This is a genomic window from Streptomyces sp. NPDC059092, from assembly GCF_042756365.1.
Classification (GTDB): Bacteria; Actinomycetota; Actinomycetes; order Streptomycetales; family Streptomycetaceae; genus Streptomyces.
The window spans coordinates 599-21552 of sequence record NZ_JBHZEJ010000004.1 but is presented as its reverse complement, the minus strand read 5'-3'; the positions used below and the strand labels follow the sequence as shown (position 1 = coordinate 21552).

Here is a 20954-nt window from a genome sequence, read left to right as displayed (position 1 = left end):
CGGCCGGTCAGCCGTTCAGCCTGCGGAACAGCCCCTCCTGCACCACCGACACCAGCAGCCTGCCCTCGCGGTCGTAGATCCGGCCCCGGGCCAGGCCCCGGCCGCCGGTCGCGATGGGGGACTCCTGGTCGTACAGGAACCACTCGTCCGCCCGGAACGGCCGGTGGAACCACATCGCGTGGTCCAGCGACGCCATGTCGAAGCCGCGCGGCCCCCACAGCGGCTCCACCGGGATGCGCACGGCGTCCAGGAGCGTCATGTCGCTCGCGTACGTCAGCGCGCAGGTGTGCACCAGCGGGTCGTCACCGAGCGGGCCCACCGCGCGCATCCACACCGCGCTGCGCGCGTCCGCGCCGCTGATCTCCTCCTTGGTCCAGCGCAGCCGGTCCACGTACCGGATGTCGAACGGCTGGCGCCTGGCCATCCGCTCCAGCGGCTCGGGCAGCTCCCCCAGGTGCTCGCGGACCTCCTCGGAGACCGTGGGCAGCGACTCGGGGTCGGGGAATTCCAGCCGGGGCGGGAGCTGGTGCTCGAAGCCGCCCTGCTCGGGGTGGTGGAAGGAGGCCGTCAGATTGAAGATCGTACGGCCCTGCTGGACGGCCGTGACCCGGCGCGCGGTGAAGGCACGCCCGTCCTTGATCCGCTCGACCTGGTAGACGATCGGGACGCCGGGGCGCCCGGGCCGCAGGAAGTAGGCGTGCAGCGAGTTGACCGGCTGGTCGCCGTCGGTGGTGCGGCCGGCCGCGACCAGCGCCTGGCCCGCCACCTGCCCTCCGAAGACCCGCTGCAAGGACTCCTCGGGGCTGCGCCCGCGGAAGATGTCGACCTCGATCCGCTCCAGGTCGAGCAGATCGACCAGCCGCTCGGCGGGGTTCGTCATGGTGCCGTGTGCTCCCGTTCTCGGTTCACGATCGTTCTCGAAGGGCTGTACCACGCCGTACAGCCGTGGGTGGGTGGGTCAGAGCTGGCCCACGGACGTGACCCGTACGACCGCGAGCCCCTCCTCGTCCGAGGCCGCGAGGTCGACCTCGGCGCCGATGCCCCAGTCGTGGTCGCCCTTCGGGTCCGCGAAGGTCTGCCGGACCCGCCACAGCCCGTGCTCCGGGTCCTCCTCGATGGCGAGCAGCTTGGGCCCGCGGGCGTCCGGCCCGGTGCCCAGGTCCTCGTACTCGTCCCAGTACGCGTCCATCGCCTCGCCCCAGCGGTCCGCGTTCCAGCCCGAGTCGCCGTCCAGCTCGCCCAGTTCGTACACCTTGTCCAGGGCGGCCAGCTCGACCCTGCGGAACATCGCGTTGCGTACGAGGACCCGGAAGGCACGGGCGTTGGCCGTGACCGGCCGGACCTGGTCGGCCTTCTCCTGCGCCTGTTCGGCCGTCTCCACCTCGGGGTTGGCCAGTTGCTCCCACTCGTCCAGCAGACTGGAGTCGACCTGCCGGACCATCTCGCCGAGCCAGGCGGTGAGATCCTCCAGGTCCTCCGACTTCAGGTCGTCCGGAATGGTGTGTTCCAGCGCCTTGTACGCGCCCGCGAGGTAGCGCAGCACGATGCCCTCGGTGCGCGCCAGCTCGTAGTGGGAGGTGAACTCCGTGAAGGACAGCGCCCGTTCGTACATGTCCCGGATCACGGACTTCGGCGAGACCGGGTGGTCACCGACCCACGGATGGCTCGTGCGGTAGGTGTTGTACGCGTGGACGAGCAGCTCCTCCAGCGGCTTGGGGTACGTGACCTCCTGGAGCCGCTCCATCCGCTCCTCGTACTCGATCCCGTCCGCCTTCATCGCGCCGATGGCCTCGCCGCGCGCCTTGTTCTGCTGGGCCGCGAGGATCTGCCGCGGATCGTCCAGCGTCGACTCGACGACCGAGACCATGTCCAGCGCGTACGACGGCGATTCGGGGTCCAGCAGCTCGAACGAGGCCAGCGCGAACGTCGACAGCGGCTGGTTGAGCGCGAAGTTCTGCTGGAGATCGACCGTCAGCCGGACGATACGGCCCTCCGCGTCCGGGGTCTCCAGCCGCTCCACCACCCCGCCGTCCAGCAGCGAACGGTAGATCGCGATGGCCCGCCGGATGTGCCGGAGCTGCTGCCTGCGCGGCTCGTGGTTGTCCTCCAGCAGCCGGCGCATCGCCTCGAAGGCGTTGCCGGGGCGGGCGATGACCGACAGCAGCATCGTGTGCGTGACCCGGAAACGCGAGTTCAGCGGCTCGGGATCGGAGCCGATCAGCTTGTCGAAGGTCGTCTCCGACCAGGCGACGAACCCCTCGGGCGCCTTCTTGCGCACCACCTTGCGGCGCTTCTTGGGGTCGTCGCCCGCCTTGTTCAGCGCCTTCTCGTTCTCCACGACGTGCTCGGGCGCCTGCGCCACGACGAAGCCCGCCGTGTCGAACCCGGCCCGCCCCGCGCGCCCCGCGATCTGGTGGAACTCCCGGGCGCGCAGGGTGCGCACGCGGGTGCCGTCGTACTTGGTGAGCGCGGTGAACAGCACGGTACGGATGGGTACGTTGACGCCGACGCCGAGTGTGTCCGTACCGCAGATGACCTTCAGCAGCCCCGCCTGGGCCAGCTTCTCCACCAGCCGGCGGTACTTGGGCAGCATGCCCGCGTGGTGCACCCCGATGCCATGGCGTACGTACCGGGAGAGGTTGCGGCCGAACTTGGTGGTGAAGCGGAAGCTGCCGATCAGCTCGGCGATCTTGTCCTTCTCCTCGCGCGTGCACATGTTGATGCTCATCAGCGACTGCGCGCGCTCGACGGCCGCCGCCTGCGTGAAGTGCACGATGTAGACCGGCGCCTGCCGGGTCTCCAGCAGCTCGGTCAGCGTCTCGGTGATCGGGGTGAGGCGGTACTCGTAACTGAGCGGCACCGGGCGGGTCGCGGACCGGACGACGGAGGTCGGCCGGCCCGTGCGCCGGGTCAGGTCCTCCTCGAAGCGCGAGACGTCCCCGAGCGTCGCGGACATCAGGACGAACTGGGCCTGCGGCAGCTCCAGGATGGGGATCTGCCAGGCCCAGCCGCGGTCCGGCTCCGCGTAGAAGTGGAACTCGTCCATCACGACCTGGCCGATGTCCGCGTACTTCCCGTCGCGCAGCGCGATCGACGCCAGCACCTCGGCCGTACAGCAGATCACCGGGGCGTCGGCGTTGACGGAGGCGTCGCCGGTCAGCATGCCGACGTTCTCCGTGCCGAAGAGCTTGCACAGGTCGAAGAACTTCTCCGAGACCAGCGCCTTGATCGGCGCGGTGTAGAAGGTGACCTTGTCCTGCGCCAGCGCCGTGAAGTGCGCACCCGCCGCGACCAGGCTCTTTCCGGAACCGGTGGGAGTGGAAAGGATCACGTTGGCCCCGGAGACCACCTCGATCAGGGCCTCCTCCTGAGCCGGATAGAGCGTGATGCCCTGGCCCTCGGCCCAGGAGGAGAAAGCCTCGAAGAGGGCATCGGGGTCGGCATCCGGCGGCAGGCGATCGATAAGGGTCACGCCCCCCATCTTGCCTTCCTTCCGGCCGGATGAGGGAACCGGACAGCGGGCAGAAGATCATGAGAGATACGCTGCCGTGTCAACTGGGCATCAGGACAACTGGCTTCAGAGCCCTGAGTCCCACGACACGAGGCTTCACCTCGGACGCTTCAGGACCTCACGGCACAACGGATTCACCGGACGGAGCCCCCGCACCAGGGGGCTCACGACAACTGCAACGGGACGGGACGGATACGACCATGATGGGACCGGCACACTCTCTGTCAGGGGCAGCGGCCTGGCTGGGGGTGGGGGCCGCCGCGACCGCCGCGGGGTACACGATGCCCTGGCCCGTGCTGGTCGTCGGGGCGCTGATCTGCGCGGGAGCCGCGCTCGCCCCGGACCTCGACCACAAGGCCGCGACGATATCGCGGGCGTTCGGCCCGGTGTCGAGAACGCTCTGCGAGGTCGTCGACAAGCTGTCGTACGCGGTCTACAAGTCGACCAGGAAGCCGGGTGACCCCCGCAGGACCGGCGGCCACCGCACGCTCACCCACACCTGGCTCTGGGCCGTTCTGATCGGCGCCGGCGCCTCGGCCATCGCGTACACGGGCGGCCGGTGGGGGGTCCTCGCGATCCTCTTCGTCCACCTCGTCCTCGCGGTGGAGGGCCTGCTCTGGAAGGCCGCCCGGGTCTCCAGCGACGTCCTGGTCTGGCTGCTCGGCGCGACCAGCGCCTGGATGCTGGCGGGCATCCTGGACCAGCCGGGCAACGGCGCGAACTGGCTGTTCACCGAGCCCGGCCAGGAATACCTCTGGCTGGGCCTGCCGATCATCCTCGGCGCGCTGGTGCACGACATCGGCGACGCGCTGACCATGTCGGGCTGCCCGATCCTGTGGCCCATACCGCTCGGCCGCAAGCGCTGGTACCCGATAGGCCCGCCGAAGGCGATGCGCTTCCGCGCCGGCGCCTGGGTGGAGGTGAAGGTGCTGATGCCCGTGTTCATGCTGCTCGGCGGGGTCGGCGCCGCGTTCGCCCTCAATCTGGTCTGAGGGGCCTGGCGGCGGCGCCGACCCGCACGGGTCAGGCGCGGCGTGCCGCCCACACGGTGCGTTCGGTGCGTACCGTGAGGTCGTCGCGGCGCAGGATGCTGAGGGGGCTGTCGGCGTCGAGCAGTTGGTCGAGGACGGTCAGGTCCTCGGCGCCAAGGGTGGCGACGCCGCCGCGCAGGCGCTTCAGGCTGCTCAGCGCGTAGCGGCCGACCGCCTCGTCGCGCGAACCGTCGACGTTCACGGTGATCGTGCGCTCGCCCTCGACGGTGAACCCGGCGGCGGCCAGCTTGGGCCCCCAGTCGGCCCCGCGGTGCGGTACGTGCTCGGCGTGGTGGTGCGCGAGGGCGGCGTGGCAGCGCTCCTCAAGGCCGGGCCGCTCCGCCGGGGCGTTCTCGGGCAGGAAGCGCGGGAAGTCGGCCAGCTCGACGACGGCGAACAGGCCGCCGGGCGCGAGCAGGCCGTGGACCTCGCGCAGGGCCCGGTCGGGGTCGGCCATGTGGTGCATCGACGCCGACGCCCACACCAGGTCGGGCCGGCCGAGCTCGGGCCAGTCCGCGTCGAGATCGGCCGGCACCGTGCGCACGCGGTCGGCCACGCCGAGCGCCTCGGCCCTTTCCCGTAGGCGGTGCAGATGGCCGGCCGATGTGTCGACGGCGGTCACTTCCGCTTCCGGGAAGCGCGCGAGCAGGGCGAAGGTGCCGGTCCCGGTCCCGCATCCGAGATCGACGATGTGGCGAGGCCCTCGCTCGACGGGCAGCCACGCGGTGATGGAGGCGATGTGCTCGGCGAGCACTTCCGCGTCCAGGTCGAGGGTCTCCGCCTGGTCGATCTCTTCTTGATCGCTCTTCGCCCGGTCGGTCTCCGCCCGGTCGGTCTTCGCGCGGGCGTCGGGGCCGGGGGTGTGCGGGGGAACGGGGCGCGCGTCGTCGTGTGCCGCGTGTGCGGAAGCGTGAGTCATGACCGCCACGCTAGGAGGATCATGCGCTCGCGGCATCATGGTTCCCCGTATGCGCAAGACGATGGCCGGTTGGCCTGCCGAACGCGCAAGGGGCGTCTCCGCGGAGCGGGCCGACCGCCTTCTCAGGCGTCGTCGCCGCGCTGGTGGCCGCGGCGGGCGTCGCGGTCGAAGACGCCCAGGACCTCGCAGGGCCCGCCCTCCGCGCCGATGGCGTGCGGCAGCATCGTGGGGAACTCCGCCGCCTGGTTCGTCTCCACGCGAATGCGCCGGTTGCCCAGCAGCAGGACCGCGGTGCCGGACAGGACGACGAGCCATTCGCGGCCCGGATGGGCGCGCATGCGGGAGGGGCTGTCGGGCGGGGGGTCCGTCATGCGCTGGCGCACGACGCTCATACCGGAGTACGCCTTCATGGGCCAGCGCATCTGCCCACGGTTCGCGTCGATCGTCGGGCTGATGACGACATCGTCGGTCGCCGTCTCCACGAGCTGGTCCAGCGAGGTGTCCAGGGCGCGGGCGAGCGTGACGAGCTGGTCCAGGGCCAGTCGGCGCCCGCCCGTCTCGATACGGCTGAGCGTGGACTGGCTGAGCCGGGCACGGCCGGCCAGCTCCTCCAGGGACCAGCCCTGCGCCAGGCGCAGCGCCCGGATCCGTTTGCGTACCAGACTGTCCAGCTCGTCACTGTCTTGCGTCATGAGCGGCACTGTATGCCTCAAACGCAAGACGGGTGACCGGCCCCGGACGGCGGGGCCGGGCGCCGGGGACAGCACCGTGCGCTGTCCCCGGCGGCCGTCAGCCGTGCCAGGAGCGCCACAGCGCCGCGTACGGGCCGTCCGCCATGACCAGTTCGTCATGGCTGCCCTGTTCGCTGATCCGGCCCTCCTCGACCACCACGATCACATCAGCGTCGTGCGCGGTGTGCAGCCGGTGGGCGATCGCGATGACCGTACGGCCCTCCAGCACCCGGGCCAGCGAACGCTCCAGATGCCGGGCCGCGCGCGGGTCCAGCAGCGAGGTCGCCTCGTCGAGCACCAGCGTGTGCGGATCCGCCAGCACCAGCCGGGCCAGCGCGATCTGCTGCGCCTGGGCGGGCGTCAGCGGCGCCCCGCCGGAGCCGACCTCGGTGTCCAGCCCCGTGCCCAGCGCCCGCGCCCAGCCGTCCGCGTCGACCGCCGTGAGCGCGGCCCACAGCTCCTCGTCCGCCGCGCCGGTACGGGCCAGCAGCAGGTTGTCGCGCAGCGACCCCACGAAGACGTGGTGCTCCTGGTTGACCAGAGCCACCTGCTCGCGTACGCGCTCCGCAGGCATCCGGGACAGCTCCGCGCCGCCCAGCGCGACCCTGCCCTGCCGCGGCCCGTAGATGCCCGCGAGCAGCCTGCCCAGCGTCGACTTCCCGGCGCCCGAGGGGCCGACCAGCGCCAGTCGGGTGCCGGGGCTGATGTCCAGGGTCACCCGGTGCAGTACGTCGACGCCCTCGCGGTAGCCGAAGTGCACCCGGTCGGCGGTGACATCGCGGCCCTCGGGCACGACCGACGCGTCACCGGCGGCGGGCTCGATGTCCCGTACGCCGACCAGCCGGGCGATGGACACCTGGGCGACCTGCAGCTCGTCGTACCAGCGCAGGATCAGTCCGACGGGGTCCACCAGCATCTGCGCGAAGAGCGCGCCGGTCGTGAGCTGACCGACGGTGAGCCAGCCCTGGAGGACGAAGACCCCGCCCAGCACCAGCGAGGCCAGGAAGATCGTCACATGGGTGAGGTTGATGACCGGGAACAGCACCGACCGCAGATGGAGCGTGTACCTCTCCCACGCGGTCCACTCCCGGATCCGCTGCTCCGACAGCGCGATGCGGCGCCCGCCGAGACGGTGCGCCTCCACGGTCCGCCCCGCGTCGACGGTCTCGGCGAGCATCGCCGCGACGGCCGCGTATCCGGCGGCCTCCGAGCGGTACGCCGCCGGGGCCCGCCGGAAGTACCAGCGGCAGCCGACGATCAGCAGCGGCAGCGCCACCAGCACCGCGAGCGCCAGCGGCGGCGCGGTCACCGTCAGGGCGCCGAGCAGCAGGATCACCCACACGACGCCGATCGCGAGCTGCGGCACGGCCTCACGCATCGCGTTGGCCAGCCGGTCGATGTCCGTGGTGATCCGGGAGAGCAGATCGCCCGTCCCGGCCCGCTCCAGCACGCCGGGCGGCAGCCCGACGGCCCGGACGAGGAAGTCCTCGCGCAGGTCCGCGAGCATCTTCTCGCCGAGCATCGCCCCGCGCAGCCGCACCATCCGTACGAACACGGTCTGGACGACCAGCGCGATCACGAACACCGCGACGACACGCTCCAGACGCAGGTCGCGCGTGCCGTTCGACAGGTCCTCGACGATGGTGCCGAGGAGGTACGGGCCGACCATCGAGGCGATCACCGAGACGGCGTTGACCGCGACGAGCACGACGAACGCCGTACGGTGGCGCCGCAGCAGCTCGCTCACATACGTCCGTACGGTCGCCGGTGTCCCGACGGGCAGGGTGGTCGCCGACTCCGGTGCCGCCGGGTCGTACGCCGGGGGTGCCAAGCCGATCACGCTGATTCCTCCATGCCGCTCGTGGTCCGTGCCACCCGTGCCGCGACGGGGGCCATGACGTGTTCCGCCTCTTCGGCGGCGGCCTCCGGGCCGTCCGGCTTCCCGGTGCCCGCCGCCGCGTCGTCCGTCTCGCGGGTGACGACCGCCCGGTAGCCGGAGTCACCGCCCAGCAGCTCCCGGTGCGTGCCCACCGCCACGGCCTCGCCCTCGTGGACGAAGACCACGCGGTCCGCGTGGTCCAGCAGCAGCGGCGAGGACGCGAACACCACCGTCGTACGCCCGGCGCGCAGTTCCTTCACCCCGCGCGCGATCCGTGCCTCCGTATGCGAGTCGACGGCGGAGGTCGGCTCGTCGAGCACCAGCACCTCCGGGTCGGTGACCAGCGAACGGGCCAGAGCCAGCCGCTGGCGCTGCCCACCGGAGAGCGAACGTCCCCGTTCGGTGATCCGGGACCGCATCGGGTCCCCGCTGCCGTCGACCGACGCCTGGACGAGCGCGTCCAGCACGTCCCCGCACTGTGCGGCGGTCAGCGCCGCCGCCGGGGCGACCGCGCCGGAGGCCGGGATGTCCAGCAGCTCCGTCAGCGTCCCGGAGAGCAGCACCGGATCCTTGTCCTGTACGAGGACGCTCGCCCGTGCCGAGTCCAGCGGGAGATCGTCCAGCGCCACCCCGCCGAGCAGCACGGACGGGCTCTTCTCCGCCTCGGCCGCATGGCCGCCGAGCCGTTCGGCCAGCCGTCCCGCCGCGTCAGGGTCCCCGCACACCACGGCCGTGAGCAGCCCGGACGGGGCGAGGAGTCCGGTGGCGGGGTCGTACAGATCGCCCGTCGGCCGGGCGTCGTCGAGCCCGCCGCGCTCGTCCTCGTACGCCGTACGCTCCAGGGACAGCACCCGGGCCGCGCGCTTCGCGGAGGGCCGGGAGAAGGAGTACGCCATCGCGATCTCCTCGAAGTGCCTCAGCGGGAAGAGCATCAGCGTCACCGTGCTGTACACGGTCACCAGCGCGCCGACCTCGATCCGTCCGTCCAGGGCGAGCCGGGCCCCGTACCAGACGACCGTGACCAGCAGGACGCCCGGCAGCAGGACCTGGATCGCCGAGATCAGGGCCCACATACGGGCGCTGCGTACGGCGGCCTCGCGCACCTCCTGCGAGGCGGTGCGGTAGCGGCCGAGGAACAGCTCCTCGCCGCCGATACCGCGCAGCACCCGCAGCCCGGCGACGGTGTCGGACGCCAGCTCGGTGGCCCTGCCCGCCTTCTCGCGCTGGATGTCGGCGCGTTGGGTGGCCCGGGGGAGCAGCGGCAGTACGGAGAGGGCGAGCACCGGCACGCCGACGGCGACGAGCACGCCCAGCTCCGGCAGGTACAGGACCAGGCCGACACAGATCAGGGCGATGGCGATGACGGCGGCCAGGAAGCGCGAGAGCGCCTCCACGAACCATCCGATCTTCTCGACGTCGCCCGTGGACACCGCGACCACTTCACCGGCGGCGACCCGCCGGGTCAGCGCGGACCCCAGCTCGGCGGTCTTGCGTGCCAGCAGTTGCTGGAGACGGGCGGCGGCCGTGATCCAGTTGGTCATGGCGGCGCGGTGCAGCATGGTGTCGCCGACGGCGATGGCCAGGCCGAACAGCGCGATCAGGCCGCCGGCCAGCGCGAGCCGGCCCCCGGAGCGGTCGATGACGGCCTGGACGGCGACTCCGGCGCCGATGGGCAGTCCGGCGATGCCCAGTTGGTGCAGCAGGCCCCAGGAGAGCGACTTGAGCTGTCCGCCCAACTGGTTGCGCCCGAGCCACAACAGGAACCGGGGGCCTGACCGGACATCGGGAATCCCCGGATCGGGATACGGAAGGTCGCGAATCTGCATGATGTCCCATGACTCGTGGGTGGCCCGAACCGTGCCAGGTTCGCGGTTTTCGAAGGCCCGAGGCAATGGGTTTTCCGCGGGGGGAGGCCGGTTCCGGCCGTCCGGCCGCGCTCAGCAGGGGCGCTCGGAGCCCCCGTCGACCAGGGTGGACAGCAGCCCGCCGAGCACCTCGCGCTGCTCGGCGGTCAGCGGCGCCAGTACGTCCTCGGCGGCGGACCGGCGCGCGCCGCGCAGCGCGCGTACCGTCGCCCGGCCGGTGTCGGTCAGCTCGATACGGATCACCCGGCGATTGGTCGCGTCCGGGGCGCGGCGCACCCAGCCGCTCGCCTCCAGGCTGTCGACCAGGGTGGTCACGGCCCGGGGAACCACTTCGAGCCGGGCGGCCAGATCGGTCATCCGCGGCGGTGTGTCGTAGAGCGTGAGAGCGCGCAGCAGCCGCGCCTGGGCCGGGGTGATGCCGATCGGTTCGAGCTGCTGCTTCTGGATGCGGTGGAGCCGCCGGGTCAGCCGCAGGAGCTGCTCGGCCAGCATGCCGTCGACATCGGGGGTGCTCATGCCCGGAATATTATCAGGACCAAGGTGATTGTGAACATAGGTAACAGTGAGCTAGGGTCGGTAAAGTTGACCGGTCCCGCCCCTCCGGAGACGGAGCGCCCGCCGCCGTGGAAATCCTCCCGCGGCATCGGGCGGCGGAAGCCGAACGGCGGACATCGGTCGTCGGACATCGGCCGTCGGACATCTGATACCGGTCGTCGGTCGTTGGACATCGGTCACCGAAGATCTGTCGTCGGACATGCGTCATCGAAGGAGCCCATGAAACCCGAACCATCCACCTGGACACCCCCGCTCCGCCCCGCCCCCGAGGGCCCCGATCGGCCGGATCGATCAGGTCTGCCGGGACCGAAGCCGGGACCGGGGAAGGGCCCGGGGCCGGGAGCGGAGCCCGAGCCGGGGGCGGAGTCCGAGCAGCCTGCCCAGCTACGGCGGATCTTCGGCCTCTTCCGTCCCTACCGCGGCCGGCTGGCCCTGGTCGGCCTGCTCGTCGCGGCATCGTCGCTGGTCACGGTCGCCTCGCCGTTCATGCTGCGCGAGATCCTCGACACGGCGATCCCGCAGGGCCGTACCGGCCTGCTGAGCCTGCTCGCCCTCGGCATGATCCTGACGGCGGTCGTCAACAGCATCTTCGGCGTGCTCCAGACGCTGATCTCGACGACCGTCGGCCAGCGGGTCATGCACGATCTGCGGACCGGCGTCTACAGCCGGCTCCAGAGCATGCCGCTCGCCTTCTTCACCCGGACCAGGACCGGAGAGGTCCAGTCGCGCATCGCCAACGACATCGGCGGCATGCAGGCGACGGTGACCTCCACCGCGACCTCGCTGGTCTCCAACCTCACGGCCGTGATCGCCTCGGTCGTGGCGATGCTCGCCCTGGACTGGCGGCTCACCGCCGTCTCGATGGTGCTGCTTCCCGTCTTCGTCTGGATCAGCCGCAAGGTCGGCCGCGAGCGCAAGAGGATCACCACGGAGCGCCAGCGGCAGATGGCCACCATGGCCGCGACCGTCACCGAATCGCTCTCCGTGAGCGGCATTCTCCTCGGCCGCACGATGGGCCGGGCCGACTCGCTCACGCGCTCCTTCGCCGACGAGTCCGAGCGCCTGGTCGATCTGGAGGTCCGCTCCAACATGGCGGGCCGCTGGCGGATGTCGACCATCGGCATCGTCATGGCGGCCATGCCCGCCGTCATCTACTGGGCCGCGGGCATCGCGCTCGGCGGGGGCGGCACCCCCGTCTCCATCGGGACGCTCGTCGCCTTCGTCTCGCTCCAGCAGGGGCTCTTCCGGCCCGCCGTGAGCCTGCTGTCCACCGGAGTGGACATGCAGACCTCCCTCGCCCTCTTCCAGCGCATCTTCGAGTACCTGGATCTCCCCGTCGACATCACCGAGCCCGAGCGGCCGGTCCGGCTGGAGCGGATCCGCGGCGAAGTCCGCTTCGACGGTGTCGACTTCAGCTACGACGACAAGGACCGGCAGACCCTCAGCGGGATCGACCTGACGGTCCCGTCCGGCGGCAGCCTCGCCGTCGTCGGCCCCACGGGCTCCGGCAAGTCGACCCTCAGCTACCTCGTACCCCGGCTGTACGACGTGACGGGCGGCCGGGTCCTCCTCGACGGCGTGGACGTACGCGATCTGGACTTCGACACCCTCGCCCGGGCCGTCGGAGTCGTCTCCCAGGAGACTTATCTGTTCCACGCCTCGGTCGCCGACAACCTGCGCTTCGCCAAGCCGGACGCCACGGACGAGGAGATGCGGACCGCCGCGGAAGCCGCCCAGATCCACGACCACATCGCCTCGCTGCCCGACGGCTACGACACCCTGGTCGGTGAGCGCGGATACCGCTTCTCCGGTGGCGAGAAACAACGCCTCGCGATCGCCCGTACCATCCTGCGCAACCCGCCCGTACTCATCCTGGACGAGGCGACCAGCGCGCTCGACACCCGTACGGAACACGCGGTGCAGCAGGCGATCGACGCGCTCTCCGAAGGTCGTACGACCATCACCATCGCGCACCGGCTCTCCACGGTCAGGGACGCGGACCAGATCGTCGTCCTCCACGCGGGTGCCGTCGCCGAACGGGGCACGCACGAGGAACTGCTCCGGCGGGACGGCCGCTACGCCGCCCTCGTCCGCAGGGACGAGCGCCCGGGGCACGCGCACGAGCCCGGGGCCGGCGATCTCGCCCCCGTGGCTCTCGAACCCCGGTGAACACGGCAGTGCCGCCGCTCCCTGGGACGGGAAGCGACGGCACCGCGTTCGGTGAAGGTGTGTCAGACGAGCCAGCCCACGGAGTGGACGATGCCGGCGAGCGGGTTGGTGATGACGTTCATCGAGGTGGTTCTCCCTGTACGTGACGCGACTGCGGGACAGCGCGCTTCGCGGTCTGCGGCCCGTCGAACGCGCTCCGTAAGCATCACCTGTCGCATCGGTGCGGCGCGCCGGCATCCGATGCGATCACACGTTCTGACGAATAACCGATTCCATGTTCGTGTGTTCTTCGTACCTTGTTCGTCCGCCAGGCGTCCGTCCGAACGCGCGCCATCCGTGGCACCCCGCCCGAGATGTCGGAATTGACGATCGCTCCGGGTTAGCGTGCCCATATGACGAACGAGCCTCCGGTGGCGCGCCCCGGACGCGGCACCCGCCTGACCCGCCGTGGCCGGCTGGTGCTGATCGCCGGCGCGGCCCTGGTGGCGACCGTCGCGGTGCTGGTGCCGGTGGCCCTGCTGACCGGCGAGGACGAGAGTGCCCGGCGCGCGACGTCCCTGATCGTTCCCGAGGGCCGGCGCGCGACCCAGGTGTACGCCTCGGTCGACCGCGCGCTCGACGTGCCCGAGGGCACCACCCGGAAGGCGCTGACGAGCGCCCGGCTCGAACTGCCCGAGGCCGCCCGGTCCAACCCGGAGGGCTATCTCTTCCCGGCGACGTACCCGATCGCCCCCTCGACCACCCCCACCGGACTGCTCGGCTACATGGTCAGGACCGCGAACCAGCGGTTCGGCGGCGACCACATCACCGCCGGCGCGCGGTCCCACGGGGTGACGGCCTACCAGACGGTCACCATCGCCAGCATCGTCCAGGCGGAGGCGGCCACGACGGGGGACATGGCCCGGGTCGCCAGGGTCGTGCACAACCGGCTCGCCCTGGGCATGCCGCTCCAGATGGACTCGACGCTCAACTACGCGCTGAACCGCTCCACACTGGACACCACCCACGCCGAGACCAGGACGAAGAGCCCGTACAACACCTACGAACACAAGGGACTGCCGCCCACGCCGATCGGGAACCCGGGGGAGGAGGCGATGCGCGCGGCGGTCAGTCCCGCGCCCGGGGACTGGCTGTACTTCGTGACCGTGAAGCCCGGCGACACCCGCTTCACGAACCGGTACGCCGAACACCGCGCGAACGTCGAGGAGTTCAACAAACACCGCGCGAACGCCTCGTAGGAAGGGCGTCCAGCCTCACGAAGGCCCCCGCCTCTCGCGGAGGCCCCCGCCTCTCGCGAAGGCACCCCGACCCTCGCGAAGGCACCCAGCCCTCACGCACGCAGCGCCTCCGCCTTCTCGCCCCCCGCCGGTTCTCCGCCGTCTGCCGTTTCCTCCCCGGGCGCACGCTCCAGCAGCCGCCCGATCTCCCGTACGGCCGCGCGTCCGGCCCGGTTGGCGCCGATCGTGGAGGCGGAGGGCCCGTACCCGACGAGATGGACCCGCTCGTCCTGCACGGCGCGCGTCCCCTCGACCCGTACGCCGCCGCCCCGCTCCCGCAGCCCCAGCGGTGCGAGATGGTCGATCGCGGGCCGGAACCCGGTCGCCCAGAGGATCACATCGGCGTCCACCGTCCGGCCGTCGTCCCAGGCCGCGCCGCCCGGCGTGATCCGGTCGAACATCGGCAGCCGGTCCAGCACCCCCTCCTCGCGCGCCCGCGCGAGGGCCTCCGTCACCGGCAGCCCGGTGACCGAGACCACGCTCCGCGGCGGCAGCCCCCGGCGCACCCGCTCGTCGACGAGCGCCACGGCCGCCCGGCCCCACTCCTCGGTGAACGGGCCCTCGCGGAAGACCGGCGGGCGGCGCGTCACCCAGGTGGTCTCCGCCGCCACCCGCGCGATCTCCATCAGGTGCTGGGTGCCGGAGGCCCCGCCGCCGACCACGATCACCCGCAGCCCCGCGAACTCCTCGGGCCCCGGATAGTCCGCCGTGTGCAACTGGCGCCCCCCGAAGGTCTCCTGTCCCCGGTAGCGCGGCCAGAACGGGCGGTCCCAGGTCCCGGTGGCGTTGATCACCGCCCGGGCCGACCAGTTCCCCTCCGAGGTCTCCACCCGCAGCCGCCCGCCGGCCCCCTCCCGTACGGCACGGACATCGACCGGCCGGCGGACCCGCAGGCCGAAGCGCCGCTCGTACGCCGTGAAGTACGCGCCGATCACCTCGGACGACGGCCGGCCGTCGTCGTCAGGACCGGTGACCAGCTCCATGCCGGGCAGCGCGTGCATGCCGTGGACCTTGCCGTACGTCAGCGACGGCCAGCGGAACTGCCAGGCGCCGCCGGGTCGCGGGGCATGGTCCAGGACGACGAACTCGCGGTCCGGCTCCAGCCCCGAGCGCCGCAGATGGTAGGCGCCGGACAGGCCCGCCTGCCCGGCGCCGATGACCACCACGTCGATGTCACGTACCCCAAAGTCGTTCACGGTTCTACCAACAGTCGGGGTTCCGGCAATCTTCCCCGCCCGGGACCTTCTCGCCCCCGCCCGGCGGCTCAGCGGCCCCCGGCCAGCAGCAGCGGCGCGCCGCCCCCGCTCCCGCCGCCGGGCGCCTGCGCGCCGCCCGCACCCGCCACCCCGAGCAGCGGGGACGCCGGGACGCGCGCCAGCAGTCCGCGCTCTGCCAGCACCGGCGTCACCCCCTCCCCGAACCAGTACGCCTCCTCCAGATGCGGGTAGCCGGAGAGCACGAAGTGCTCGATGCCCAGCTCGTGGTACTCCTCGATCCGGTCCGCGACCTCGGCATGGCTGCCGACCAGCGCGGTGCCCGCCCCGCCCCGTACCAGACCGACCCCCGCCCACAGGTTGGGCGAGATCTCCAGATCGTCGCGCGAGCCGCCGTGCAGGGCGAGCATCCGCTGCTGGCCCACCGACTCGCTCCGGCCCAGCGCCCGCTGGGCCGCGGCCACCGTCTCGGGGGCGAGATCGTCCAGCAGCCGGTTCGCCGTGGCCCAGGCGTCGCGCGCCGAGTCCCGCGAGATGGTGTGCATCCGGATGCCGAACCGGACCGTACGGCCGCGGTCCTCGGCGAGCGAGCGGATCCAGTCGATCTTCTCCTTCACCTGGGCCGGCGGCTCGCCCCAGGTCAGATAGACATCCGCGTGCTGCGCCGCGACGGGCCCCGCCGCCGCCGACGAGCCGCCGAAGAAGATGTCCGGCAGCGGGTCGGGCGGCAGCGCCGTCAGCCCGCCCTCCACCTGGAAGTGCTCCCCGTCGAAATCGTACGGACGCCCCTCCCACGCGCCCCGCACCACGGACAGGAACTCCGCCGTCCGCGCGTAGCGCCGGTCATGGTCGAGGTGGTCACCGAAGCGCCGCTGCTCGGTGGCGTCGCCGCCGGTCACCACATTGAGCAGCAGCCTGCCCCGGGTGACGCGCTGGTACGTGGCCGCCATCTGCGCCGCCAGCACCGGTGAGATCAGTCCCGGCCGGAAGGCGACCAGGAACTTCAGCCGCTCCGTCTGCTGGGCGAGCGCCATCGTCGTCAGCCAGGCGTCCTCGCACCAGGTGCCGGTCGGCGTCAGCACCGCCTCGAAGCCGAGATGCTCGGCGGCCTTGGCGATCTGCGCCAGATACTCGATGTCGGGCGCCCTGACCCCGCTCACCGGGGTGATCTTCGACCGCTTGATGCCCCCGTCGGTGTACGCGTGACGGTCCACCAGGGTGCGCCCGTCGCCGCCGGTCGGCAGGAACCAGTGCAGATGAACACTCATCGGGAGGAAGCCTTTCCGTAGCTGCGCGCGGGTGAGGTCGACGGCGGCAGATCCTTGTTGAAACGGTCGTCGACGTAGTCGGCGAAGTCGAAGCGGCGGGGGATGAGCCCCAGCTCGGCGAAGGTGTCGGCGATCTTCTGCTCGGAGGCGACCGCGGCCGCGTCCAGCGCCACCGGCACCCGCGTCCCCCAGGTCAGCTTCACCGCGTCCAGCGCCACGTCGTACGGCAGCCCGGTGTCCTTCGCCCAGACCTTCGCCCATTCCCGCGGATGCTTGTGGACCCAGTCCTGGGCCCGGCGCAGCCGGTCGATGAAGTCGCCGAGCGCCGCCGTCTTCGCCTTGTCCTTGAGCGCGGCGTCGGCGGCGACCTGGAAGTTCAGCCCGTTGACCACACCCTGTCCGTCCGTCAGCACCCGGCCCTGTCCTGCGCGGAGCACCTGCGACGTGTACGGGTCCCACACGGCCCAGGCGTCGACCTTGCCCCCGGCGAACGCGGCCAGCGCGTCGGCCGGTTGCAACAGGGTGACCTTGATGTCCTTGAGGGTGAGGCCTGCGCGCCGGAGCGAGGCGATCAACTGGTAGTGCGCCGAGCTGCCCTGGGCGACCGCGACCGACTTCCCCCTCAGGTCGGCCGTCTTCCTCAGCTTCGAGTCCTTCGGTACGAGAATGGTCTCGCCCCGGGCGTCACCGTGCGTGGCACCCACGACCGTGATCTTCGACTTGGCCCCGGCGGCGAAGACCGGCGGGGTGTTGCCGACCGAACCGACGTCCACGGCACCGGCGTTGACCGCTTCGAGCAGTGGCGGCCCGGAGGTGAACGTCGACCACTTCACCTTGTACGGCAGATCGTCGAGTTCACCGGCGGCCCGCAGTACCGCCTCGGAACCGCCCTTCTGATCACCGACGTCGAGGGTCACCGATCCCTTCCCGTCGGTGGAGCCGCCCGCCCCGCCGGAACCGTCGGCGGACGAAATGCCGGAGCAGGCGGTGAGAAGCAGGGCGAGGGGCAACAGGGCAGCGGGCAGAAAACGTTTCATGAGCGGTCTCTCAGGTGGGGGAGGGGTGGACTGGGCTACGCGGTGACGCCATCGGGACCGACGGAGTGTTCGTCGACCCCCAACTCGGCCAGCAGCCGCGAGCGGAGAGCGGCGAAGCCCGGATCGCCCACGGAACGCGGCCGGTCCAGCGCGACCGGTGTCTCGTACGCGATGACACCGTCCCGCATCACCAGCGCCCGGTCCGCGAGCAGCAGAGCCTCCTCCACGTCGTGGGTGACGAGCAGCACCGCGCAGCCGCGCCGCTGCCACAACTCGGCGACCAGCCGCTGCGCCGTGAGCCGGGTCAGCGCGTCCAGCGCCCCGAACGGCTCGTCGAGCAGCAGCAGATCGGGCTCCCGTACCAGCGCCCTGGCGAGCGAGGCGCGCTGGGCCTCGCCGCCCGAGAGCGTCTTGGGCCAGGCGCCCGACCGGTGCGCCAGGCCGACCTCCGCCAACGCGCTCTCGGCCACGGCCCGTTCGGGCCTGCCGTCCAGACCGAGCAGCACATTGCGCCAGACCCGCTTCCACGGCATCAGCCGCGGCGCCTGGAACGCGACGGCGCGCCGCTTCGGTACGAGTACGGTGCCCTCGATCTCCCGGTCGAGGCCCGCCAGGACCCGCAGCAGGGTCGACTTGCCGCAGCCGCTGCGGCCCAGCAGCGCGGTGAACTCCCCGGGCCGCAGGGACAGATCGAGCCGGTCGATCACCGGCCGCCCGCCGAAGGACCGGGTCAGCCCCTCGACCCGTACGGCCGCCGCGCCGTCGAGTTCCGGCGCGTTTTTCACTGGCCCGTGAAGGTCGGTCGCCATTGCAGCAGCAGCCTTTCGAGAGTACGGACGACGGCATCGGCGAGCAGGCCGAGCAGGGCGTAGACGACCAGGCAGACCACGATGATGTCGGTACGGAAGAAGTCCCTGGCCTGGTTCATCAGGAAGCCGATGCCGGCGTCCGCGTTGATCGACTCCCCGAAGACCAGCGCGAGCCAGGCGGTGGCGAGCGAGTACCGCAGACCGGTCATCGCACCGGGCAGCGCCCCGGGCAGGACCACATGCCGGATCAGCCCCCAGCGGCCGAGCCCCAACGACTCGCCCGCTTCGACGAGTTGTTCGTCGACGCCGCGGATCCCCGCGTACACGTTGAGGTAGAGATGAAAGGCGACCCCGAGCGAAATGAGCGCGATCTTGGGCGCCTCGCCGATGCCGAGCCAGATGATGAACAGCGGGATCAGACCGACCCAGGGGACGGTGCGCAGCATCTGCACCGTGGCGTCGACCAGATCCTCACCGAGCCGGGAGAGCCCCGACACCAGGGCCAGCGAGACCCCGATCACCCCGCCGAGCAACAGCCCGGCGGCGACGCGCTGGAGCGAGACCCCCATGGCGGCGGGGAGGGTCCCGTCGGCGATCAGATCACCGGCGGCCCGGGCGATGGTGCCGGGCGAGGCGAGAATGTCACGGTGCAGCACCCCCGCCGCGCTGAGCACCTGCCAGCAGAGCAGAAGCAGCAGCGGTCCGACCGTGCGACGCAGCCACCGGGGGACGGCCCGCGGCCGCGAGCCGCGCGCGGAGACCGGTGTCACGGCCTCCAGGACAGGCGAGGGGAGGGTGGAATCAGGTGATATGTCGGGCGGGGCATGATCGAGCGTCATGGGCACTCCACGGACAGCGACAGAGCGGGGGAGGGGGGAGGCGTCAGGACCCCGCCCCGGCGTCCGCGCACAGTGGTGCTACGGCACGGTCAGCCGGGTACGACGGGGTGGTGGGGAGACGCGGGGCTCGGGGCAGGAAGGCGCCGGAGCCGAAAAGTGCTCAGCGGCCGCGACAACACGCGGCGGAGGCCACCCGCAGCAGGTCGATGTGACCGCGCGTGGTGAGCAGAGCTGATCGCGACATGGCGCAGAACGTAGCGAGACTTTCCGGATCCGGTCAATGGCGTCTCGCCACGCGGACGCGCGTTCTCGTCCAGCGGTCGGCAAGATGGAGGTATGCCTCACGCGTTCACCACCAAGGTCCTTCGTCTCACCACCGGCACCGAGGAGACGGTCACCGATCTGACCCACGCCTGCGCCGAATTCCTCCGGGAGGCGGCGACGGACAGGGACGGCCTCCTGAACATCTTCGTGCCGCACGCCACCGCGGGAGTGGCGGTCATCGAAACGGGCGCGGGCAGCGACGACGACCTCCTCGCGTCCCTGCGCACCCTGCTCCCCGCCGACGACCGCTGGCACCACCGCCACGGCACCCCGGGCCACGGCAGGGACCACGTCCTCCCCGCCCTCGTCCCGCCCCACGCGACACTGCCGGTGATCGCGGGCCGCCTGGAACTGGGTACGTGGCAGTCGGTCTGCCTGGTCGACACGAACGTCGACAATACGAACCGTCAGGTCCGGCTCAGCTTCCTGGGCTGACCAAGATCGCTCCCAGGGGTCGTGCCGCCGATTCTCCGTACCATGCGCGCGCGAACGGAGAGAAGCTTGCACGGTGCGGCCCCACACGCGATTGAACGTCCCTATGGCGGATGCGGTAAATGCCTGCTCGGAGTGCGGCGACGGTCGCGCGTGAAGTTGGCGACGTCGTCCCTGAGCGCCAGCGGGAGAACGTGCTCACGGCTGCGGCGTCCGTTGGCGCGCACATCATCGGCTGGGCCGACGACTGGGAGGTCTCGGGCGCCACGGACCCCGTATCCCGCCCGAAACTGAGCCCCTGGCTGCGTGACGAAAGGGGTCCTTACGGCGGTCTCGTTGCGCCCGGCATGGTCCGGCGTCCGACGGGTGGAACTGTCGCGGACCGTTGGTTCCGCGCACCGGATGTACCGGCTCGCAAGGAGATTCTCATTGGTTTCGGTATCCGGGCGACCCTCTTCCCTGCCGGTGCACCGGTGCGTTGGGCGCCCGGTTTCATGCACGGACCCGAACAGAATCCGACGGACGTGCTGTAGCGGAAGGATCGAGTCGGCGGTGAGTTGGAGAGCGGACCACCCACGTCGCCCTCCCTCCACCCCGCATCTCCGGCACAGCCAAGCCGGACGCCGTTGGAAGGGTGAAGCGCCCAGGTAGGCGAGAGGAGGGTTCGAGTGGTCGGGATCGATGAGCAGACAGCGCGTGAAGCCTCGGTGGCGGAACCTCACATCGACCGATCGGCTTCCGGCGAGACGTGGATGATCACGTCTCGTGACCGCCTGATCGACCAGGCCGTTGCCGAGACCCTGCCTTCGCGTAGGCGCGGTGGACTTGTGAGTCACGGTGGGTTCTACGGCGACCCGCTCAGCTCCCCGCGCACCCGGGCGAGGCCGCCCGTCGCCTGCAGGCCGGCACGAGCCAGCGCAAGACGGCGGACAACCGCACCAGCGCTCAGAGGCCACCCACGGTTGCCCCTCACCCCGCCGCCTCCGACCCTCGCAGCCGCCCACCGCGCCGATGACGGGAGTCCGGCAGGCGGGGGGCCGGCCGGCGGGAGTCCGGGACCCGGTCTGGTAGTACAGGGGCACCAAGAGGTTGGG

At 71.4% G+C, this 20954-nt stretch carries 17 protein-coding genes; 4 read left to right on the top strand and 13 right to left on the bottom strand.

Features of this window, described 5'->3' with window-relative positions; translation table 11 throughout:
* Positions 1–7: 7 nt before the first annotated feature.
* Together ACFXPL_RS03735 and ACFXPL_RS03730 are read right to left on the bottom strand one after the other, a co-directional pair.
* Positions 8–880, bottom strand: coding sequence for an acyl-CoA thioesterase (locus tag ACFXPL_RS03735; RefSeq protein ID WP_384911902.1), 873 nt, complete (start codon positions 878–880; stop codon positions 8–10).
* Positions 881–958: 78 nt separating this feature from the next.
* Positions 959–3472: a DEAD/DEAH box helicase gene (locus ACFXPL_RS03730; RefSeq protein WP_384911898.1), complete on the bottom strand. Its 2514-nt coding sequence runs from the start codon at positions 3470–3472 to the stop codon at positions 959–961.
* Between the two features lie 239 nt (positions 3473–3711).
* On the opposite strand from ACFXPL_RS03730, the gene ACFXPL_RS03725 reads away from it, so the two are divergent.
* Entirely contained in the window at positions 3712–4503 is a 792-nt protein-coding gene (locus ACFXPL_RS03725) for a metal-dependent hydrolase (protein ID WP_384911895.1), read from the top strand.
* Between the two features lie 31 nt (positions 4504–4534).
* Here the strand turns inward: ACFXPL_RS03725 and ACFXPL_RS03720 are convergent, their stop codons facing one another.
* The 5 genes from ACFXPL_RS03720 to ACFXPL_RS03700 form a co-directional block, all read right to left on the bottom strand.
* Entirely contained in the window at positions 4535–5461 is a 927-nt protein-coding gene (locus ACFXPL_RS03720; RefSeq protein ID WP_384911892.1) for a class I SAM-dependent methyltransferase, read from the bottom strand.
* Positions 5462–5583: 122 nt separating this feature from the next.
* Positions 5584–6153 (bottom strand): helix-turn-helix domain-containing protein, encoded by a 570-nt coding sequence (locus ACFXPL_RS03715; RefSeq protein WP_384911889.1) that lies wholly within the window; start codon positions 6151–6153, stop codon positions 5584–5586.
* Between the two features lie 97 nt (positions 6154–6250).
* Positions 6251–8032: an ABC transporter ATP-binding protein gene (locus tag ACFXPL_RS03710; RefSeq protein ID WP_384911885.1), complete on the bottom strand. Its 1782-nt coding sequence runs from the start codon at positions 8030–8032 to the stop codon at positions 6251–6253.
* A complete protein-coding gene (locus tag ACFXPL_RS03705; RefSeq protein WP_384911883.1) occupies positions 8029–9897 on the bottom strand; it encodes an ABC transporter transmembrane domain-containing protein in 1869 nt (622 codons plus the stop codon). Before ACFXPL_RS03705 ends, ACFXPL_RS03710 begins: the two co-directional genes overlap by 4 nt.
* Positions 9898–10008: 111 nt before the next feature.
* Positions 10009–10452, bottom strand: a complete 444-nt coding sequence (locus tag ACFXPL_RS03700; RefSeq protein ID WP_384911880.1) for a MarR family winged helix-turn-helix transcriptional regulator — start codon at positions 10450–10452, stop codon at positions 10009–10011.
* Between the two features lie 258 nt (positions 10453–10710).
* Here ACFXPL_RS03700 and ACFXPL_RS03695 point away from each other — a divergent pair, with 258 nt between their 5' ends.
* A complete protein-coding gene (locus tag ACFXPL_RS03695; RefSeq protein WP_384911877.1) occupies positions 10711–12660 on the top strand; it encodes an ABC transporter ATP-binding protein in 1950 nt (649 codons plus the stop codon).
* Between the two features lie 392 nt (positions 12661–13052).
* On the top strand, positions 13053–13898 hold the full coding sequence (mltG, locus tag ACFXPL_RS03690; protein WP_384911874.1) for an endolytic transglycosylase MltG: 846 nt from the start codon (positions 13053–13055) through the stop codon (positions 13896–13898).
* A 92-nt stretch (positions 13899–13990) separates the two neighbouring features.
* Here the strand turns inward: mltG and ACFXPL_RS03685 are convergent, their stop codons facing one another.
* From ACFXPL_RS03685 to ACFXPL_RS03660, 6 genes are all read right to left on the bottom strand, one after another.
* Positions 13991–15133 (bottom strand): NAD(P)-binding domain-containing protein, encoded by a 1143-nt coding sequence (locus ACFXPL_RS03685; RefSeq protein WP_384911871.1) that lies wholly within the window; start codon positions 15131–15133, stop codon positions 13991–13993.
* A gap of 68 nt (positions 15134–15201) precedes the next feature.
* The gene (locus ACFXPL_RS03680; RefSeq protein ID WP_384911869.1) at positions 15202–16419 is read right to left on the bottom strand and encodes an LLM class flavin-dependent oxidoreductase; all 1218 of its coding nucleotides are present in this window, start codon (positions 16417–16419) and stop codon (positions 15202–15204) included.
* On the bottom strand, positions 16416–17456 hold the full coding sequence (locus ACFXPL_RS03675) for an ABC transporter substrate-binding protein (RefSeq protein WP_384911866.1): 1041 nt from the start codon (positions 17454–17456) through the stop codon (positions 16416–16418). The genes ACFXPL_RS03680 and ACFXPL_RS03675 overlap by 4 nt, the downstream gene beginning before the upstream one ends.
* Before the next feature lie 35 nt (positions 17457–17491).
* Positions 17492–18265 carry an ABC transporter ATP-binding protein gene (locus ACFXPL_RS03670; protein WP_384911863.1) on the bottom strand — a complete coding sequence of 258 codons (774 nt, stop codon included), beginning with the start codon at positions 18263–18265 and terminating at the stop codon, positions 17492–17494.
* A complete protein-coding gene (locus ACFXPL_RS03665; RefSeq protein ID WP_384911859.1) occupies positions 18238–19104 on the bottom strand; it encodes an ABC transporter permease in 867 nt (288 codons plus the stop codon). The genes ACFXPL_RS03670 and ACFXPL_RS03665 overlap by 28 nt, the downstream gene beginning before the upstream one ends.
* Before the next feature lie 160 nt (positions 19105–19264).
* Positions 19265–19348, bottom strand: coding sequence for a putative leader peptide (locus ACFXPL_RS03660; RefSeq protein WP_382893431.1), 84 nt, complete (start codon positions 19346–19348; stop codon positions 19265–19267).
* A 92-nt stretch (positions 19349–19440) separates the two neighbouring features.
* Between ACFXPL_RS03660 and ACFXPL_RS03655 the strand changes: the two genes are divergently transcribed.
* Positions 19441–19863: a YjbQ family protein gene (locus ACFXPL_RS03655; RefSeq protein WP_384911856.1), complete on the top strand. Its 423-nt coding sequence runs from the start codon at positions 19441–19443 to the stop codon at positions 19861–19863.
* Positions 19864–20954: the final 1091 nt, after the last annotated feature.

Coding starts and splice junctions, on each gene's coding strand:
- ACFXPL_RS03735 (WP_384911902.1), bottom strand. CDS start 880: ATGACGAACCCCGCCGAGCGGCTGGTCGATCTGCTCGACCTGGAGCGG.
- ACFXPL_RS03725 (WP_384911895.1), top strand. CDS start 3,712: ATGATGGGACCGGCACACTCTCTGTCAGGGGCAGCGGCCTGGCTGGGG.
- ACFXPL_RS03720 (WP_384911892.1), bottom strand. CDS start 5,461: ATGACTCACGCTTCCGCACACGCGGCACACGACGACGCGCGCCCCGTT.
- ACFXPL_RS03715 (WP_384911889.1), bottom strand. CDS start 6,153: ATGACGCAAGACAGTGACGAGCTGGACAGTCTGGTACGCAAACGGATC.
- ACFXPL_RS03705 (WP_384911883.1), bottom strand. CDS start 9,897: ATGCAGATTCGCGACCTTCCGTATCCCGATCCGGGGATTCCCGATGTC.
- ACFXPL_RS03700 (WP_384911880.1), bottom strand. CDS start 10,452: ATGAGCACCCCCGATGTCGACGGCATGCTGGCCGAGCAGCTCCTGCGG.
- ACFXPL_RS03695 (WP_384911877.1), top strand. CDS start 10,711: ATGAAACCCGAACCATCCACCTGGACACCCCCGCTCCGCCCCGCCCCC.
- mltG (WP_384911874.1), top strand. CDS start 13,053: ATGACGAACGAGCCTCCGGTGGCGCGCCCCGGACGCGGCACCCGCCTG.
- ACFXPL_RS03680 (WP_384911869.1), bottom strand. CDS start 16,419: ATGAGTGTTCATCTGCACTGGTTCCTGCCGACCGGCGGCGACGGGCGC.
- ACFXPL_RS03675 (WP_384911866.1), bottom strand. CDS start 17,456: ATGAAACGTTTTCTGCCCGCTGCCCTGTTGCCCCTCGCCCTGCTTCTC.
- ACFXPL_RS03670 (WP_384911863.1), bottom strand. CDS start 18,265: ATGGCGACCGACCTTCACGGGCCAGTGAAAAACGCGCCGGAACTCGAC.
- ACFXPL_RS03665 (WP_384911859.1), bottom strand. CDS start 19,104: ATGACGCTCGATCATGCCCCGCCCGACATATCACCTGATTCCACCCTC.
- ACFXPL_RS03660 (WP_382893431.1), bottom strand. CDS start 19,348: ATGTCGCGATCAGCTCTGCTCACCACGCGCGGTCACATCGACCTGCTG.
- ACFXPL_RS03655 (WP_384911856.1), top strand. CDS start 19,441: ATGCCTCACGCGTTCACCACCAAGGTCCTTCGTCTCACCACCGGCACC.